Source organism: Bradyrhizobium sp. Gha, assembly GCF_900113735.1.
Taxonomy (GTDB): Bacteria; Pseudomonadota; Alphaproteobacteria; order Rhizobiales; family Xanthobacteraceae; genus Bradyrhizobium.
Genome location: NZ_FOQM01000001.1, coordinates 52695 through 68782 on the forward strand (window position 1 = coordinate 52695; position 16088 = coordinate 68782).

Genomic DNA, 16088 nt, shown 5'->3' on the forward strand with positions numbered 1-16088 from the left:
ATGCCTCTGTTCCTGGCACAATCCGCGGCGAAATGTTGATTTGCCAGGGATGAAGCGGCCGGATCGGATGACGCGCCGCAATGTGCCGGACGAAGTCGGCGAGCGGAGTTAGAGCATGGAGCTGACCGATCTGGAGCGAAATTTTCTGAGGAAGCTCCTCGGCGAATCCCGGGTCAGCCCGCCGACGTTCGACCATGAAATCGTGGCGCGGCTCGTGGAGCTCGGTCTCGTGGAAACCGAACCGCTTCCATCCGGAGATATCGAGTATCGCATGACCGAGGCCGGACGGGCGGCGGCTACCGCGTGAACCACAGATCGGCGAGCCGCGGGCAGATCGGAGGAACGATAGCCTTGCCGCCCTATTGAACTGCAGGGACCGTCGCCCGCCGTTGAACTACGGCGCCTGTCGCGGATAGCCAAAGGTCTCACGACCCGCTATTCAGAACTAGCGCTCGCGAGGATAGCCAAAGGCGACGGCCTCTCGGACTTCCGTGTTCTCGAAGCCACGGGCATAGGCTCGCGCCCACCCCCCGCGAGGGCCTCCCCGCATCGGCCTTATCTGCCCATCAGCGAGAGACTGATGCGCGTTACGACTTGGTCCCACTGGCGCTCTTCGCTCGCCGGGTAGTTGATCAGGACGCAGTGGATCAATCCGCTCGAGAAGTTGCACCGGTCGTACCAGACCTTGTCGCCCTTATAACTGGACACTGCGAAAAACCGAGGCGTCGTTCGCTTGTACTGAATGCGCGCGGGCGGATGCTTCTTTGCGAGAAATGCAGCTGGTGAATCGTTCGAGACGTTGGGCGTGGCCTGTATCGTAAGGTCGGCTCGGCCGTCAGCCGTCCGAAATCGCTGTCCGTACCCGTCCGGACGGCCCGCTTCTTCGGTAAAGATCGAGGCCGGGAAATCGACAGAGGTGCCTGTCTGCGGGATGGAATACGTCGTCCATCTCACCGGTTGCGCCGAGACCGTGGAGTTCGGGGCGACAAGTCCGAGAACGAGCGCCGACACTGCCGATTTAATCGCGTCTCCCTCCAACACTATGGAGGCCCGATCCGGAAATCACTTCTGGCCCGACGGCGCCTGGGCATTCGAATTGTTCGGGTTCTGCTTGTTGGCATCATGATGGCCGATCGCGCAGCCGGCGGCAGCGCCGAGCTTACCGTGGCCTGCCATGTGGCCGGCGACGCCGCCGACGATGGCGCCCTTGATGCAGCCGTTGGCGTCCGCGCCAGAGACCGAAGCGAGCGCCATTGCGGCCACGCATGCCGCCATGCAGATCCACTTCATGAGCTCGGTTTCAGCGAGATCAATTCCGTCCGGAGGCGGTCGTTCCCGCTGCGGGCACGTTCCTGACGGCATCTCCGCAATTCACTCATCGGCAGCGAAGTCGGCGTCGTCTCGTCAAGGAGCAAGTCGCGGGCCTCCGAGTTTTCCCTCCGCTGGAGCGAAATCGTTCATGCATGGAGAGGTCGTGCGCGCGGTCAAGGAGAGCAAACGGTCCAAGAGGTCCCGGTTCCTCCGCGACGCGATGGTCGACGTGCAGATTGCCGCCCGCGGCATTCGCAGCAGGCGCGTCCTGCTGGCGATGCGGCAGCTCCCCCGCGAGATTTTCCTCGAGCGGCGGTTCGCGGAAGCCGCGTACGAAGACTGCGCGGTACCGATCCCGAAAGGGCAGACCATTTCTCAGCCCTACATCGTCGCCAGGATGCTCGAGGCTGCCGCGATCGCCAAATCGGACCGGGTTCTGGAGATCGGCGCGGGTTCGGGTTATCTGGCGGCACTCGCCGCCAAGCTGGGGCGGGAGGTTTGCGCGCTCGAACGCCACGAGGCATTGGGGCAGCGCGCCCGGTCGCGCCTTCAGCATCTCGGCTGCCGCAATGTGGATCTTCGTCATGGCGACGGCACCACAGGATGGCCGGAAGGCGGCGAGTTCGACGTGATCCTGGTGTCGGCCGCCAGCGCGCAGATACCCGTCGTCCTCAAGGCTCAACTAGCTCCGTCGGGACGACTTCTCATCCCGCTCGGCGATCCGGACGGTGTGCAGTGGCTGACGAAGCTGACACGCGAGCCGGACGGTAGTTTCATCGAGGAAAGGATAGAGGAGGTCCGCTTCGTTCCTCTGATCTCCGACTGAACGCCCGCTCGCCGTCTCAATTGGCGCAAAAAGACCGCCCGGAGGCGGCTAGTTTTTGATCTTCGCTTCTTCTGCTTACTTCTTGAGGGCGTCAGCGGCGTCCCGCGCTGCATCTTTTACGTCCCCCGCGGCGTTGTGGGCGGATCCCTTGGCCTTATCGATCTTGCCTTCGGTTTTCATGTCCTTATCGCCAGTGAGCTTGCCAGCACCTTCTTTGATGGCGCCTTTTGCCTTGTCGGCGGCGCCCTTCACATGTTCGCGGTCCATGATCGTATCCTTTGCTGTCCGGAAGATCAGCACAACGAAAGTGTTGCCGCTGGGGTTCCTCGCAGAACAAAGCACGGTGTTTTCAACGAACACTCTGAACGGGCCCTTGCCCGAACAAGGCAGGGCGCAGGGTATGTTCCTTAAACCCTTTCCCCAGGATCATTTCGCGGTGTCGTGATTTTACCGCCGTAGAACGACTGACGGACAAAGTTTGAAACCGCTGAGGTAGCGCGGCGTTGAGCGGGATGGATGACGGAGAACTCAAGGCACGCACCGAACAAGCCCTTGTCGTGGTGACTCTAAGCACCGCAACCGTGATCGCGTGCGTCGCTCTATTGGTCTCTTCCGGGATCTAAAGCAACTATGCACGCACTTCCCCTATGGGGCGGCGTCGGGCCCGCGCGCAAGGCCCTGTCCCAAGATCAAGTCAACGGTGAACTCAGTCATCGAGTGCCCTTGAGCTATCATCTGAAATCGATGCCCCGCAGCACGATGCCCGGCGGCGTGCCTTCGAACTCGGTCGCACGATATTTGCTCGCAGCTTGCGCTTCGATGCAATTCCTTAGGCGGGTGAATTGGGCTTCCCGCTGCTCGGGCCTGACTTGCGGCCCGCGCTCCAGGTAGTCCATCGCAGAGATGGAGATGACGCAGTAACCTGCCTAACGCCGCCATGCATCGAGAACCGGATGATCATCCGGTGATATTCGTGGCTGATGAATCGTCCGCTGGTCAATCCGTTACGTGATTGCGATCCCGGTCGACAGTTGGCGAAATCGTCGAACAGCGGTGCCACCGGTGCGCGATGGCGCGCATCTCGGCAAGCAAACTTGCAGCATAGAGGTTGAGCAGATGGCGTGCCTTCACAGCCGCTTCCGGCCAGGACGCGGGAGGAACGGTCATCATGCGGCTTTCGAGATCAGCCTCGCGCTCGCGCAGCTCCCGGAGATTGGCCTCGACGTCAGCCAAGGCGCGGCGCAGGTCGGTGGCCTTCTGCGTGGCGATCCCGCGGCGCTTGTCGAGATCGACCGGCAGATCAGTCATGGACGATACTCGCGTCCACAGCTGTTGAAGGCGGACCTTTGCGTTACAAGGCGACGCGGCGATGATAAACGGGTGCATCCCAGGCAAAGGGCGGCACTTCGACCAGCGTTCCGATCAAGCGCAACAATGCTTGCTGTTCGGGCCCCTTCCCCTCACGCAAGAACTCGCCCAACTCTACATGAGATAGCCGGCCGCCAGAGGGCGAATTGGGCTGGTGGATGATGAAGGCGTGACCGTTTGTTGGCTCGCGTGCGATGAACCATGCGTCGCCATTTGGGCTCCGATAGAGCTCCCGCCGGTCTGACATTCTTTCCTCCTTGCGCCTCCGGACGGTGTAGGAGTCCGAACGGACGCTTGCGATCACTGAAAATACGAAAGCTGATCTTCCGTAACAACGCGCTCAATATTCTTGGATTTGCACCTGATACGATACCTAACTCGTCCATCAGACTCGATGGGCATGTGCTGTATGATCGTGTAGATCATCTGCGGTTCAGTTGCGGCGCGTCCTTGCGGACCTTGAGCTTGGTGGCAAACGTCCTCATTCAGCTTGTAGGCATATGGCATAATTCTTCCTCATCGCTCACGACTCTGTCTGACTCCCCTGGTGTCCAGGGCGGGAGTCCCTAGTCCTCAAGAATGGATTTCGTAGCCTCGAATATCTGTTCCGCTGTGCCCTTGATCGTGCCCTTCGCCCAGGCTTGAAACACGGTGACGTAGGCGTTCTTGTAAGCCGCTTCGTCTGCAGAAAAGTAGACTTCGTCTGTAGCCGTATCCAAGACGAGCGCTCCTGTATCGATGCAAATTTCCTCGATGAGTACCAGACGTTCTTCTTGTTCGGCCAGATGACGTTTTACGATGCTCATTGAATCTCCTGCTTGGCACCAAGGATAGCACGTTCCGGATGTAGCTGCGTCTAGTCAACATGCCGGCGTGGTCGCACTTCGTTGAGCCAGACCGGGGCAGCCCGTAAACATCGCGCGGCTTGAGGTGCAGCTCCTCGAAAAGCCTTTGCTGTTTTTCCCTCAGAGTTGAAGCACGAGTTCCGCCGTCCAGCCTTCGGAAACGGCTGCGAGTACCAACGTCGGCGCCTGACTTGGCTTGTGTAAGGTCCGACGATCGTCCGCGGTCACGTCAACGCTAGTAAACAAGTTGCCGAACGACTCTGCGATGAACAATTCCTGCCACAGGCCGCGGTTCGGTTTGCGAGGTGAAGTCATCCTTCAGATGAGGAATGTCGAACTGGGCCGACTATCAGCCTGTAGATGGGCACCCAAGCGGTGTTCCATGATTCCATCGTAGCGCCGCAAACCGAGCACTCGAAGCTGGCGATCTGCCGGCTAGGTGCCATCGCCTCGGTTCGGCTATAGACGGCGCCGCACCGACAAGATCGATGATCAGAATCGTGCATACCGATTTATGCACCTGAAAGACGGAACAAGCCACTCCGAAATGAATTTGCGCGATGAGCTTCGAAGCAGACCTCGGTTCTGCTTAATCGTAACTCAGCGACATGAGGGCCGATCGCCGAAGCGAAGCCACAGACGAGCCCGTTGAATGTCTTTGCCGGATTCGATGAAAAACCCCGCCCCCGATGGCTCGGGCGCGGGGCAGAACCACAAGCTCTGCCAGTACATCCGTGGCTGGAGCGACAGGTCGTCGTGCTGTTATTTTAAGCAGCACGAAGATTTTCGGCAGCGGACTTACCGGTACGACGGTCTGCCACGACGTCATAAGACAGCGTCTGACCTTCGCTCAGAGTCCCCATACCGGCGCGTTCGACAGCGCTGATGTGAACGAAGACGTCGTTGCTGCCGTTCGTTGGCTGGATAAAGCCAAAGCCCTTTTGGGTGTTAAACCACTTCACTGTACCCGTGTTCATAAGGTTTTCCTTTCGCGTGCGCGCAGGACCCGGCGCGCCGAGCTGCGGCCAGTGTCCAATTAGTCGATGTTGGAGAATGTCTGAAACGTGCGCGCCGCAGGATCTGAGGCGAAAGCGGAACAGTTGTTCGGCCAGTATCGATGGCGAGACCCTACACCAGCAGTTGAGAAAGTCAAGAATTGCGAGAACCCGCCCGTCGCCTACGCGGATCAGACGATTGGTCGTTCCGCGTGGATGACACAGCTTGGAACGGTTTAGGTGTCGCGCCACAGACCGATTTCAGTCTCGGGACTGGAGAGTCATTCCTGTGAAATGCGCAAGCGGATGCCGGACGGACATATTCTACGCGCCGGCCGAGGCGTGTGCGCTTAGCCTTATTGGCGGCCTTGAGCTTGTCTCGCATGGAGCCGCAAACGTCCAGCTCGTGTGTAGGTCGGAGCCCAAGAAGCCTCGCTCTCTTCGCCCGGCGACAAGGCGGCGTGTAAGCGCGGCGCCGTACTTAGAGGCTCCGGGAGAAAGAGTCTTCGAGAGCGGCTAAAGCTGTCGGATGAGCAGCTTTACGAGCATTGTTCTCAAGTCTGGCACCGCGAGCCATCATTAAGAAAGCCTCAACTTCAAAATAGTGAATAGCCTGGGTGTTTGCTTCGTAGCGTGGCTTGTTGAGCCATGATAAGCGTGCCTCTGTGCAAGCGAGATTGCTCGAGCGCTGGAAGCGCGAGCAGATCCGATAGAGCTCCCGACGATCGACAACCTACCCAGTCGCCCTTGATACGTGCCGATTTCTAAAAGCCGAAATCGACATATGGACCAGGTGTAGTTTGCCTTTAACTGCAGGCGAAATGTCGAATGGGTACGCGTCGGCAAGACCTAGCGAGCGGTTGAGGCGGTTGATCGTAAGTGCGAGCGGGGCCCACAGCTCCAAAAGTGCGCCAAAATCGCTTTCGAGATAGGGGTCGTTTAGCGTGTGCTGAGCGCGCGCGTCCAAGGACAGCGGAAGTCCCGCCAGCGAATCCAGGGTCGAAACGATATGTAAGAAGTGGGCGAAGGTTTCTGCCCAGTCTTCCCAGGGATGAGATGTCGCATACATGCTGATGTGACTTGTCGGATCGTCGGACCGACCTTGACGGGCGTAGTAGGCGGCAAGCGCAGCCTGGTAATTCTCGGTCTCGTCGCCGAACACCAGCCGAAAGGGCGATAGGAAGCCTCCTTCGTGTATCAGTGCATTCCAGTAGAAGTGGCCTATTTCGTGTCGAAAATGACCAAGAAGGGTGCGATAGGGTTCGCGAAATGAAACGCGCCTGATCTCGCGCTGCACATCGTCGGCCTCCGCAAGGTTCACTGTTATCAGGCCGGATTCGTGCCCGGTCAGGACCGGTCCATGCTCGTCGGACAGAATCTCGAATGCCAGCTGAAATCCACCCGCGGATGCGATGGGCAGGCGGAGCCTTCGCAGGTCGTACATCAGTCTGCGCTTTGCTTCCTCCACGCGCGTCCACAGGAACACATTATGGGAATTTTGCGTGGTAGGAATGACCTGGGTCAGGGAGCAGGATAGGCAGTAGGGCATTGTCGCAACAGCGCACCAATTGCAACCGATGATATTTCGGTTGACGCATTCCAGGGCGCTTTCCGCGCCAACCATTGCCATCTTCTCAGGATCGAACATCAAGGGCTGCTTACACCCATTGCATTCGGAGTCCTCGAAAGCCGATAGCTGCCCACAATGAGGACATTTGAACTCTCTCATGGTCGCGCACGTTCATTGAGGCTGCCGATCAATGCGCGCTGCTTCTTTAATGCGCGCTTCCTCAGAATGTCAGCGTCGGCTGCACTCACAGTGCGACGCCCGCCCTGATAGGACGCCTTGTCGGACACGGGCTGGGCCAGCCAGTCTTGCACCGGCTGAACGGACATGGGTTTGTTTCTGGATCGCATTTTCATCCTTTAGAAAGCCCTCAGCTAGAAATGGGTTCCGGTCAGCTATTGGACGGTTGGTCCGTCGCAAACGAGCATGCTGCTGGCGATCGTAGCTGCGATGTCATACCATTCGCGCCTGAGCGCTCGCGGCATTCGTCGGTGACGATGCGCAGACAGGTCATGCGACGTTTTCAATCGTCTCATTGGAGCCAAATCCCATGAAAATCCGCGTTGGCTTCGAGATGATCTACGACTTTCCGCAACCAACGCCCCTGATTGCAGTTGTCGGCACCCACTTCACGCGGGCATCCGACATCGTCGTGCCCGATTATCTTGTCAGTGAGCCGTCAGTACCGATCACGCCCTATCGCGACGGTTTCGGAAATTGGTGTAGCCGTCTTGTTGCGCCCGCCGGCCGCATGCGCCTCACAGCGGACGGCATCGTACGAGATAGCGGTCTGGCCGACCTGATCGTACCATCAGCGCAGCAACATGCGGTGGAAGATCTTCCTCCGGACACTATCGTGTATTTGCTCGGCAGCCGGTATGTCGAGACCGACCGACTTACCGACGTGGCGTGGAAGTTGTTCGAGAAGACCGCGCCTGGTTGGGCACGGGTCAAGGGCATTTGCGACTTCGTCCATAACCACATCGCTTTCGGCTACGAACACGCCCGCCCCACCAAGACTGCCTGGGAAGTGTTTAACGAAGGCAAAGGCGTCTGCCGAGACTATGCACATCTCGCTATTGCGTTCTGCCGCTGCATGAACATTCCCGCGCGCTACTGCACGGGCTATCTCGGTGACATCGGCATGGCACCTCCATATGCCGCCGGCGATTTTGCCGGCTGGTTCGAAGCCTATATCGGCGGGCGCTGGTACACATTCGATCCGCGTAACAACATTCCGCGGATCGGTCGCGTGCTAATCGCACAGGGCCGCGATGCTGCGGACGTTCCAATCACCCAAACATTCGGCCCCAATACGTTACTCAGCTTCAAGGTTTGGACCGACGAACTCGTCTGTTGAGACGCCGCAGCGCCGAGTTGGGCCATGCAACTGCCGCCACAAGCCCGGAACAGAATCCCTCACGGTCCAAACGCGCAACGAGGAGAGGTCTGTTACTTGGACTTATTGGCCTCGAAGATCAGTGCCGCCTGAAATAAGCGGCCCGCCTCCGTCCGGACCTCCACTGCAACGTCCGGGCGGTCTTCCTGACCCGCCAAATCGCGTGCCAATCCTTTCAACGTTTGAGCCGCCTCCATTTCCGCCTCTCGCTGCGTGGAAAACTCTATTCCATCTTCGTCAGGGTAGAGCTCCTGATCGTCTCTGATATCGAAGAAATATCTGATCATCATGAGCGCCCCGTTTAGAGCATATCGGCGTCGGCGCGAGATGACCTGAACGCATATCTGGGTCTTCGCGGGTCAACGTCGTGCTTGGCTCTTAGCTACGTGATTGGGACCCGGCACGGCCTTCCTCCAATCATCGTCTGTGGGCTCCCGCTTCCCAGTCGCGAGTGCTAACGGCCGACGTTCGCCTCAGCTCTCGTCCGACAGCCGAGCGAAATCGTCGAATAGCGCGGCCACCAGTGCGCGGTGACGCGTCTCCTGGGCAGGCAGACTTGCAGCATAGAGGTTGAGCACATGGCGTGCCTTCACAGCCGCCTCCGGCCAGGACGCGGCAGGAACGGTCATCATGCGGTTTTCGAGATCAGCCTCGCGAACACGCACCTCGCGGAGGTTGGCTTCGACATCAGCCAAGGCGCGGCGCAGCTCGGTGGCCTTCTGCGCGGCCATGCCTCGGAGCTTGTCGAGATCGACCGGCAGGTCAGTCATGGACGATACTCGCGTCCGCAGCTTGTGCGTTCGCAAGATCGATCGAGCCGACTGACAACATCTCCGTCGTTCCGCAGCCGGTTTCAGCGGGAACGGTGATCATTGTCGCGATACGGCGATAGGCTGAGAACGTCAGCCCCTCGATCGTCTCCTCATCTGTGACGACCTCATAAGCGCCCGGTGGCAAGACGCGCTCGATGCCGCGGATGCGGAACGGATGTTTGAAGGTGACGGTTTCTCGCCGCGAGCGGATGGTCATGCACGCTGCCTTTCGCAAGTGAAGCCCAACCGATGCTCGCAGTCGCGACCATGCGCCGCTCGCGCGGCAATAGCCAGCACTATTGTGACCTGCCCGCAGACGAAGTTGTCACAGCGGAGCCGGCACCCGCGCGGCACTTAACCCTCGCTATTAGTTCAGCACTGGCGTAGGGTCGCTGGCATCACCGCACTTCTAACGGCTTCGACCGGTGACTGAGGGTCACGTGTGCTCCCGCCAAAGGGTTTGCAGGAGCGTTCGATGTCGCGTGGTCGGATCTCTGAATGGATCGTGCCGCCGGTGGTTGTTCCGCTGTTTCTACTGCTTCTTGTGTGTGCGGTCGCCATCCTCAATGGCTAGGGCAACACGCGTGTTCTATCTGGTCAGTGGGACCAACGAATACGGCGGTTTCAATGTCGACCGCGGCACTGCGAAGGTCGCGTTGCGCCTTGCGCGAAAATTGCTGCGCGAAGGCTACATGGACGTCAGGGTCTGCACGCCGCGTGGACGTGTGCTGAAATCCCACGAACTCGACGAACTCGAACCATCAAAGGAGAACGACATGGCGAAAGGCCAGCAACGCGGCAATCCGGAAGCCAAGAAGCCGCAGAAAGAAAAGGCGAAAGTGATCGCTGCGGCGCCGAGCCGGAAGGATCCCGCTTGGCAGCCGGATTTCGGGCCCGCAAAGAAGAAGTAGCAGGGACCTGACACCCAGCAGTGGAGTGGAAAGGCTGTAACTGGTCCTGATACCCACTTCGGAACATGGGGAGCGGCAAACTCTCTCGAGAATCAAATAGAGAAGGACCTTCGCATGACAATGGCTCGAACGGGTGCACGGACGGCGGCACTTTTGCTCGCATCAATATGCGGCGCAGCATCACCGGTTTTTGCGGCGGAGCCGAACTGCCGCTCAATCGAAGGCACCGGAGCGCGCCTCTTCTGTTACGATGCAGCCTTTCCTCCAAAAGCGAGGAAGCCCTCCGCGAGCAGTACCGATGCATCGCCAGTCGAAAAGGACCCTTTCCGCGCGGAAGAAGCACGCACCGCAGCGAAGCTAAACAACATTTGCCGCGGCTGCTGAGTTTCACGTTGTACTTCAAATAGCTCCAACTCAGAGAGCCAGTAAAATGACGAAAGAGGATGCTAAAGGTCGTCGCGTGGGCCGCCAGCGGAAGCGTGCTCTCCACCTGGCTGGCACTGCGATAGATGAAAGAGCTGACGCCTCCGCGAGCTCCAAGGTGCAATCGACGAGAAAGCAGCGTCTGCTCGAAGGCCCCGCGGAATTTCGAGCGGACCGCGTTGATCGTTCTGATAAGAGGTCCAGGCGCGACGAGTAATTTGGGCGGCTGCGAAACCCTGGCCAGTTTGCAGATCGTGTGCGAGGAAATAAGCAAAGCGCTGGCTATGTTGCAAATAAAGGCGCACGGTCCATCGCCACCGATCGGCCCGCAGCATCTATCGGTGGTGAGGACGCGAATAGCGCTCCCGCTCAACCTTACAGCGGAGCACCAAACATGTCGCCCCGACGTATCCTGAAACAATCATCGACGTTCGAGTACCGTCTCGCGCAAGAGGCGATCAATTTGCGGCAACAGGCCCGCGGGATGCCCCTTGGCATCCGCCGCACGGAACTCTTGCGAAAGGCTAGGCAAATCGATGCTGCCGGAGAGGTTAACAAGTGGCTGACCTCCCGTGGTCTACAGCCGCCAATCTAAGCTTTTTGGGCGGAGCGATGAACCTAGGCGCGACGCTTGGAGACTAATTCTTATCGGGATTTGCTCTCACCCTCCCGGGGCTGGTAAACCGCCGCCTGCGCTTTATTTAAGCGGGCGGCGTTTTTGTTGGTGCCTCGTCTGCCCCTTCCAGTGTTCCAGCCGACCGGGGCCGTAAAGCCTCTGATAGGAACGACTCTCCGCCACCGAAATTTTGAAAGTTGGTCTGTGGCGATACCGGCCTAAGGTCCCGCCATCCACCCGGGACGGCCCATCGTCTGACGCGCGTCGGGCGATGGGCCGGTTCTCGCAAAACCGCCAGTCGTAGCCGCCTCAGCCGCTTAGTTCGATTTGGAGTGTGCTAGTAGCGAGGTTACCTCGTGATGGCTAAATCTGCGCCATCGGCTGGGTGAACTACAGCTTGACGCCCCTTGGTGCAGAAGCGCATCAGTTCGACTGACTATCCGATTTGCTTGCCATAACCCTCTGTTCTACGACAACGCGTAAGAGGCCTCCCCAAGTAGCCTCTGCTGTTTATATTGCGATCAAAGCCCGGAGAGACCCCAAGATTGTCCATGTGATGCAGGACGTGGCTTAGTTCGATTCTGCACGGAGCATCAGAAGTTCAATTTCCAAACGCACCAAAAAATTTGGCAGGAATGGAGCTGCTTACCCAACGAACTCAACAGCTTGTATGCTGGCTGGGGCGGGAGGGATCGAACCTCCGAATGGCGGAATCAAAATCAGTTTGATTATTGAACGATTTGAACGCGCATTTGGAAAAAAGCGCAGAATTGCGCCCCAACAATATCAGTAGCTTGGCAATTGTTTCCAAATGAGTGTGGGAGGAGGCCGACCTAGCAGGACCTAGCCTCCATGTCCGCTTCATGTCCGCTTCTTGGGAGCCAGAAGCCGACATCAGCCCAGCGCTGAAGAATTCAGCGAGGCTTTTTGCGAAACTTTCAATTCGCACGTTTTGGGTGGCTACGACGCGACGCTAGCTTCAGGGGTACTAGATCGCAGAAAGCGGAATTATCGCGAAAACTCGCGAGCGAACGCATTTTCGATGCCGCTGTCGTATTGTAGGCGCGGTGTATCTGGTCAGAATTTCGCACGGTTCAAATTGCAGGCTGCAAATCCAGGAGCCAAAACCACAGATAACGACTAATCGCCAGTTTCTCGATCCTGCGGAGTTTCCAACGACCTGTGTCGACGCTCCGCGGCGCGGAAAGCCAATCGAACCTCATATGAGCCCGGCCTGACGGTGACTTTCGTACTTCCAGCCTGCGGAAGGGCCGACAGCGTCCATCGCTGGTCGGTGCTCGCAACCAAGATTCGGGTGCGTGCGAGCAATTGCGTGTTGATGCTCTTGGCGAGCGACGCCGGACGATGTTTCCACAGCCCGGCGCCTGGCGGGTCAGTTGACGCGATAGACAACCGGACAATTCACGATGAAACCCACCGGCCTGAGTTCGTGGTCGTCGAGACCGGTAAGGAGTCCTTTGGCCTGGAAGTTCGCGATTTCAATCGCATCGGTCAAACGCGAACGGTAGCCGTGCTCGATCGCGGCGTTCGTCCATTTCGCCGGGAAAAGCCGCCACAGCGGACTATAATCCAGATTGATCGTTGGAATACCGCCGAGAACATTGAGCGGTCCGCGACCGTCGGAAAGCGCGCTGTCCAGTCCCTGACGTTGCGGATTGTCGCGCCCGCTTGGACCGTTTGCGAAGACATAGATGCGCTCGGCGGACTCTCCCGGCGACGCATCTTCCAGCGCGAAGGGAACGTCCTTGAGCGCCGGCGCGTAGGTGGCACCCTCAAGAGTGGCGACAAGGGGATCGTTTGCCTCCGTTGACAGATACAGGATGGGCTTCGAGAACGTGAACCCAAGCGTCAGCGCCAGCGTAACCGTCCCATCGCGCGGGCAGATCGCAATCACCTTGTCTTCTGTCAGCCTGTGGTCCGCGTTTCCGTTGCAGAACTCGTTGAGCTTTTCCTCGCCGACGTTGAAAGCCAGCATCGGGGCGTTGAAGATCACGTCCTTGGCAGCGTTCTTGACGTGAACCAACGGCGAGTAGTCGGCGTCTCCGACTGATCCGGGTTGAAAGGCTTTTGGAGGAAAGAAGTTGGGGGCGGCGCCGGGGGTCACGCTGTGGTTTGGCGAGAAGTCGACTTTGCCGGCGTTGAAAACGAAGGTGCCATCCGGATCAATCGTGGCTTCGCGCGACGCCTTCCCGGTCAAGCCGTAGGCGAGCTTCGGCGAGTACACCAGGCCGTGAAGGTTGGCGAGATTTTCATCGGTCGTATCTGTGATCACGAACCACACCGTTTCGCCCGTTCGCAACCGTCCCTTACGGAGCGGAAGTTTTGCCGTGCCCTTCTCCAGGTCCACCTGTGCCTGCTTCATGAGAAGAACCGGGCCCAGAAAGGCTGGATTGGCTTCGGATGGCGAAGGCTGAGCTGTGATCATGTTGAGATCTGGCCTGAAGAATTCGGGAGCCGGGCGCACTTCGTCGAGAGGTTTGCCCTCGATGCCGCGGACGACGACCTCCGCGTTAACTCCGCGCCCACCACACTGAGCGGCGACAAGAGCAGCTGCAGACGCGGCAACCAAGAGGTGTCGCCGAATGTTGATCATGTGTACCTCCACTGACTGCCACGGTTGAGCCTTTGCTGCATTGTCGGAAAGCCGCCGACGCCGTAGCTCCCGAACCATGCTTTTGGCGACGCGCAGCGACAATCTCTCGGTTGTGATGGCTGCGCCCATACCTTTGGATAGGACCCATCGATGCGCGCGGAGGACCGGTGGCACGGCGGATGATCGTCGATCTTCCAGCCATGATGCCAGACGGTCAGGTTTGCGCCGCTATAGTCTGTCGACTGGACCAATCGCCGCCTGGCGAACGGCCCTTGTCATCATCGACGATACGAACGAAGGCTAAAGCCGACATCCTCAAACGCGTCCTGGCGTCTGACTGGGCTGGCGGACCGGCAGAAGAAACGCGAACGTTGCACCGGAGGTCTTGTTGTCCTCCACCCACAGATGCCCGCCATGGAGATTGATAATTTTGCGACAGATCGAGAGTCCCAAGCCGATCCCGTTCCGCTTCGTCGTGTACAGCGCGTCGAACAGGCGCTCTCTTTTTGCTGGATCGATGCCCGCGCCCGTATCCGTGATCGCTACGAGCATGCGATCATCTCTCAGCGTCGTACGGGCGGTCAAGACGTGGCTCTTCCGCTCGAGCCCCGCCATGGCCTCGATGGCATTACGCACGAGATTGAAAACGACCTGTTGAATTTGAACGCGATCGGCTTCGATATTTGGCAATGACTTGCCGAACTCGGTGCGGAGCGTGATGCGGGCGCGTTCGAGCTCCCGCCTTGATAACAGCAGGATCTCGTCGACGGCCTCATTGATGTCGACTTCGGCGAATCTTGGCTGCGCGTCCCGCACCAATGATCTCAACCCGCAGATCACATCCGTCGCTCGCGTCGCCTGTTCGATGACCCGCATAGCGGATTTGCAAGCCTCTTCCGGCTCGCGGGGATTTCGCCTGAGCCATCGCAGGCAAGCTTCCGCGCTCATGATGATTCCGGTCAGCGGCTGGTTGATTTCGTGAACGATGGAACCCGCGAGTTCGCCGATTGATGCCAGGCTCGCTGCGCGCGCTAGTCCGGCGCGCGCGTCCGTGAGCGCCTGCTCGGCCGCCTTCTGCGCCGTGACATCGCAGATAATGCCTTCGAGCTCGAGATCGCCTGTCGGACCAGTGTCGAATTGCCCAACCGCGACGACATGCAGGGTCACGCCATCGTTGTGAATGACGCGGTATTCCCCGCAAAATGACGACTGTTTGCTAGTCGCCTCCGCCAGCGCGTGCTCCAGTGCAGGGAGATCATCGGGGTGGATGCGATCCCGAAGCGCTTGGAACGGCACCGGGTTGACGTTGGGATCGAGTCCTAAAATTCGGTACCACTCCCGTGAGCCTCGGGAGAGCAACGTTCGCGTGTTCCACCGGTAGCTGCCCATGCATCCGATCTCCTGCCCCTTGACCATCCACATGTTGGTCTCTCGCAGCGCTTCGAAGAGTCGCACGGATTCGAAGGAGACGGCCGCCTGCGACGCAAGCATGGACATCACCCAAACACACCTCGGCGTGAAAATGTGCTCGTCCCGTTCCGATTCCAGATAGAGGACACCGACGGTGCACTCCTGATGAACGAGGGGCAGGCACAATTGATTTATGTTTTGCGTCGGCTGCTCGTTCGGATCGATCAGCGCCGATTTCTCTCGAGGAGCTTGTGTTACGACGGCTTCTTGCCGACGAAGCACCCTTTCCATGAGCTCAGCCGGCAACTGGAATTCGGCCGCCGGCGGGTGAGAGACAAAGAACCTGGCCTTTTCGCGCGGGAAACTTGCGTCGGCCTTGGCAAGGAGTTCGCCTCCCTCGCTCAGCAATATCCCGCCGCGACCTGCCCCGGAATGGTGGAGCGCTTCTGCCAGGAGAGCCTCGGCTAGCCCTCGGTAGCTGGTCTCCTTCGAGATGATCTGAAACGCTTTGGCTAGCCGCTCCAACTCATGCGTTTCGGTCTCAAGTCGCATTGCTGGATTTCGCTCACTGACAGGCGCGGTCGGGCATCCCAGCGTCCGACCGAAGGCGCTGCGCGCCCCGGTTTTTTTTATGACCAGGCCGCTCGATCACGCCGAATGGGTGAGACCCGCGGGATGGCTGTGAATGGCAAACAATGCGTGGCATGGATCGCGGTGGTATACGCCATGCCATGAGTCCTGGAGTCCAAGAAATGTCGCCGGGCGTCCAATTCTTTCGGTCGAAGATGAGGGCGATATCTCGCGGACTGCATGCACCAGGTCCGGCGACCTCAAACTTCAAATCACCCGGCGGTCGCTGTAACCTCGTATTGCAGATGCCCGAAAGTAGCTTTGTGGGGCGCGGAATCTCTGTTGCGCCGCGATTTTTTTCCAGCTGCACCTGCCGGGGTCAAAAACGGGAGTTTTCCCACGCGCACGATGCAAGTTTACA

Annotated in this window: 16 protein-coding genes and 2 pseudogenes; 4 read left to right on the forward strand and 14 right to left on the reverse strand. The window is 58.9% G+C overall.

From position 1 onward, the window contains the following. The first annotated feature begins 115 nt into the window (after positions 1–115). Entirely contained in the window at positions 116–307 is a 192-nt protein-coding gene (locus BM222_RS39725; protein ID WP_143105878.1) for a hypothetical protein, read from the forward strand. A gap of 248 nt (positions 308–555) precedes the next feature. Here BM222_RS39725 and BM222_RS41795 read toward each other — a convergent pair whose 3' ends face one another. Further along, positions 556–1023, reverse strand: a complete 468-nt coding sequence (locus BM222_RS41795) for a hypothetical protein (protein ID WP_092226788.1) — start codon at positions 1021–1023, stop codon at positions 556–558. A gap of 39 nt (positions 1024–1062) precedes the next feature. Then, complete coding sequence (locus BM222_RS00330) at positions 1063–1290, reverse strand: hypothetical protein (RefSeq protein WP_092226789.1); 228 nt, start codon at positions 1288–1290, stop codon at positions 1063–1065. Positions 1291–1474: 184 nt separating this feature from the next. Between BM222_RS00330 and BM222_RS00335 the strand changes: the two genes are divergently transcribed. Continuing rightward, positions 1475–2137, forward strand: a complete 663-nt coding sequence (locus BM222_RS00335) for a protein-L-isoaspartate(D-aspartate) O-methyltransferase (RefSeq protein WP_177242927.1) — start codon at positions 1475–1477, stop codon at positions 2135–2137. 75 nt (positions 2138–2212) lie between these two features. On the opposite strand, the gene BM222_RS00340 is transcribed toward BM222_RS00335, so the two are convergent. The 7 genes and pseudogenes from BM222_RS00340 to BM222_RS00380 all read right to left on the reverse strand — a co-directional run bounded on the left by BM222_RS00340 (position 2213) and on the right by BM222_RS00380 (position 7074). Next, on the reverse strand, positions 2213–2404 hold the full coding sequence (locus BM222_RS00340) for a CsbD family protein (RefSeq protein ID WP_092226162.1): 192 nt from the start codon (positions 2402–2404) through the stop codon (positions 2213–2215). Between the two features lie 464 nt (positions 2405–2868). Further along, positions 2869–3098 (reverse strand): annotated as a pseudogene (locus tag BM222_RS00350) (DUF1488 family protein). A gap of 72 nt (positions 3099–3170) precedes the next feature. Continuing rightward, positions 3171–3445, reverse strand: a pseudogene (locus tag BM222_RS00355) (hypothetical protein); the annotation flags it as partial. 43 nt (positions 3446–3488) lie between these two features. After that, complete coding sequence (locus tag BM222_RS00360; protein ID WP_092226790.1) at positions 3489–3752, reverse strand: hypothetical protein; 264 nt, start codon at positions 3750–3752, stop codon at positions 3489–3491. A 319-nt stretch (positions 3753–4071) separates the two neighbouring features. Beyond that, the gene (locus BM222_RS40780) at positions 4072–4311 is read right to left on the reverse strand and encodes a hypothetical protein (RefSeq protein WP_016839771.1); all 240 of its coding nucleotides are present in this window, start codon (positions 4309–4311) and stop codon (positions 4072–4074) included. Between the two features lie 806 nt (positions 4312–5117). Beyond that, complete coding sequence (locus BM222_RS00375) at positions 5118–5327, reverse strand: cold-shock protein (protein ID WP_092226167.1); 210 nt, start codon at positions 5325–5327, stop codon at positions 5118–5120. 751 nt (positions 5328–6078) lie between these two features. Beyond that, on the reverse strand, positions 6079–7074 hold the full coding sequence (locus tag BM222_RS00380; protein ID WP_092226169.1) for a zinc-binding metallopeptidase family protein: 996 nt from the start codon (positions 7072–7074) through the stop codon (positions 6079–6081). 388 nt (positions 7075–7462) lie between these two features. Here BM222_RS00380 and BM222_RS00390 point away from each other — a divergent pair, with 388 nt between their 5' ends. Further along, positions 7463–8272 carry a transglutaminase-like domain-containing protein gene (locus BM222_RS00390; protein WP_092226172.1) on the forward strand — a complete coding sequence of 270 codons (810 nt, stop codon included), beginning with the start codon at positions 7463–7465 and terminating at the stop codon, positions 8270–8272. Between the two features lie 92 nt (positions 8273–8364). Here the strand turns inward: BM222_RS00390 and BM222_RS00395 are convergent, their stop codons facing one another. From BM222_RS00395 to BM222_RS00405, 3 genes are all read right to left on the reverse strand, one after another. After that, the gene (locus tag BM222_RS00395; protein ID WP_502690856.1) at positions 8365–8601 is read right to left on the reverse strand and encodes a DUF6894 family protein; all 237 of its coding nucleotides are present in this window, start codon (positions 8599–8601) and stop codon (positions 8365–8367) included. Positions 8602–8784: 183 nt separating this feature from the next. After that, the gene (locus BM222_RS00400; protein ID WP_092226174.1) at positions 8785–9081 is read right to left on the reverse strand and encodes a hypothetical protein; all 297 of its coding nucleotides are present in this window, start codon (positions 9079–9081) and stop codon (positions 8785–8787) included. Beyond that, positions 9074–9340: a hypothetical protein gene (locus BM222_RS00405; RefSeq protein WP_092226175.1), complete on the reverse strand. Its 267-nt coding sequence runs from the start codon at positions 9338–9340 to the stop codon at positions 9074–9076. Before BM222_RS00405 ends, BM222_RS00400 begins: the two co-directional genes overlap by 8 nt. A gap of 349 nt (positions 9341–9689) precedes the next feature. Here BM222_RS00405 and BM222_RS00410 point away from each other — a divergent pair, with 349 nt between their 5' ends. Further along, positions 9690–10034 carry a hypothetical protein gene (locus tag BM222_RS00410; RefSeq protein ID WP_177242920.1) on the forward strand — a complete coding sequence of 115 codons (345 nt, stop codon included), beginning with the start codon at positions 9690–9692 and terminating at the stop codon, positions 10032–10034. A gap of 2432 nt (positions 10035–12466) precedes the next feature. Here the strand turns inward: BM222_RS00410 and BM222_RS00425 are convergent. After that, on the reverse strand, positions 12467–13687 hold the full coding sequence (locus BM222_RS00425; protein ID WP_143105879.1) for a DUF7482 domain-containing protein: 1221 nt from the start codon (positions 13685–13687) through the stop codon (positions 12467–12469). Between the two features lie 315 nt (positions 13688–14002). Continuing rightward, positions 14003–15649, reverse strand: coding sequence for an ATP-binding protein (locus BM222_RS00430; RefSeq protein WP_092226186.1), 1647 nt, complete (start codon positions 15647–15649; stop codon positions 14003–14005). Between the last annotated feature and the right edge of the window lie 439 nt (positions 15650–16088).

Excerpts from the sequence above, each read along its gene's own strand:
- BM222_RS00375 (WP_092226167.1), bottom strand. The coding sequence starts at position 5,327 with ATGAACACGGGTACAGTGAAGTGGTTTAACACCCAAAAGGGCTTTGGC.
- BM222_RS00430 (WP_092226186.1), bottom strand. The coding sequence starts at position 15,649 with ATGCGACTTGAGACCGAAACGCATGAGTTGGAGCGGCTAGCCAAAGCG.
- BM222_RS00410 (WP_177242920.1), top strand. The coding sequence starts at position 9,690 with ATGGCTAGGGCAACACGCGTGTTCTATCTGGTCAGTGGGACCAACGAA.
- BM222_RS00380 (WP_092226169.1), bottom strand. The coding sequence starts at position 7,074 with ATGAGAGAGTTCAAATGTCCTCATTGTGGGCAGCTATCGGCTTTCGAG.
- BM222_RS00340 (WP_092226162.1), bottom strand. The coding sequence starts at position 2,404 with ATGGACCGCGAACATGTGAAGGGCGCCGCCGACAAGGCAAAAGGCGCC.
- BM222_RS00405 (WP_092226175.1), bottom strand. The coding sequence starts at position 9,340 with ATGACCATCCGCTCGCGGCGAGAAACCGTCACCTTCAAACATCCGTTC.
- BM222_RS00425 (WP_143105879.1), bottom strand. The coding sequence starts at position 13,687 with ATGATCAACATTCGGCGACACCTCTTGGTTGCCGCGTCTGCAGCTGCT.
- BM222_RS00390 (WP_092226172.1), top strand. The coding sequence starts at position 7,463 with ATGAAAATCCGCGTTGGCTTCGAGATGATCTACGACTTTCCGCAACCA.
- BM222_RS00360 (WP_092226790.1), bottom strand. The coding sequence starts at position 3,752 with ATGTCAGACCGGCGGGAGCTCTATCGGAGCCCAAATGGCGACGCATGG.
- BM222_RS00395 (WP_502690856.1), bottom strand. The coding sequence starts at position 8,601 with ATGATGATCAGATATTTCTTCGATATCAGAGACGATCAGGAGCTCTAC.
- BM222_RS40780 (WP_016839771.1), bottom strand. The coding sequence starts at position 4,311 with ATGAGCATCGTAAAACGTCATCTGGCCGAACAAGAAGAACGTCTGGTA.
- BM222_RS00330 (WP_092226789.1), bottom strand. The coding sequence starts at position 1,290 with ATGAAGTGGATCTGCATGGCGGCATGCGTGGCCGCAATGGCGCTCGCT.
- BM222_RS39725 (WP_143105878.1), top strand. The coding sequence starts at position 116 with ATGGAGCTGACCGATCTGGAGCGAAATTTTCTGAGGAAGCTCCTCGGC.
- BM222_RS00400 (WP_092226174.1), bottom strand. The coding sequence starts at position 9,081 with ATGACTGACCTGCCGGTCGATCTCGACAAGCTCCGAGGCATGGCCGCG.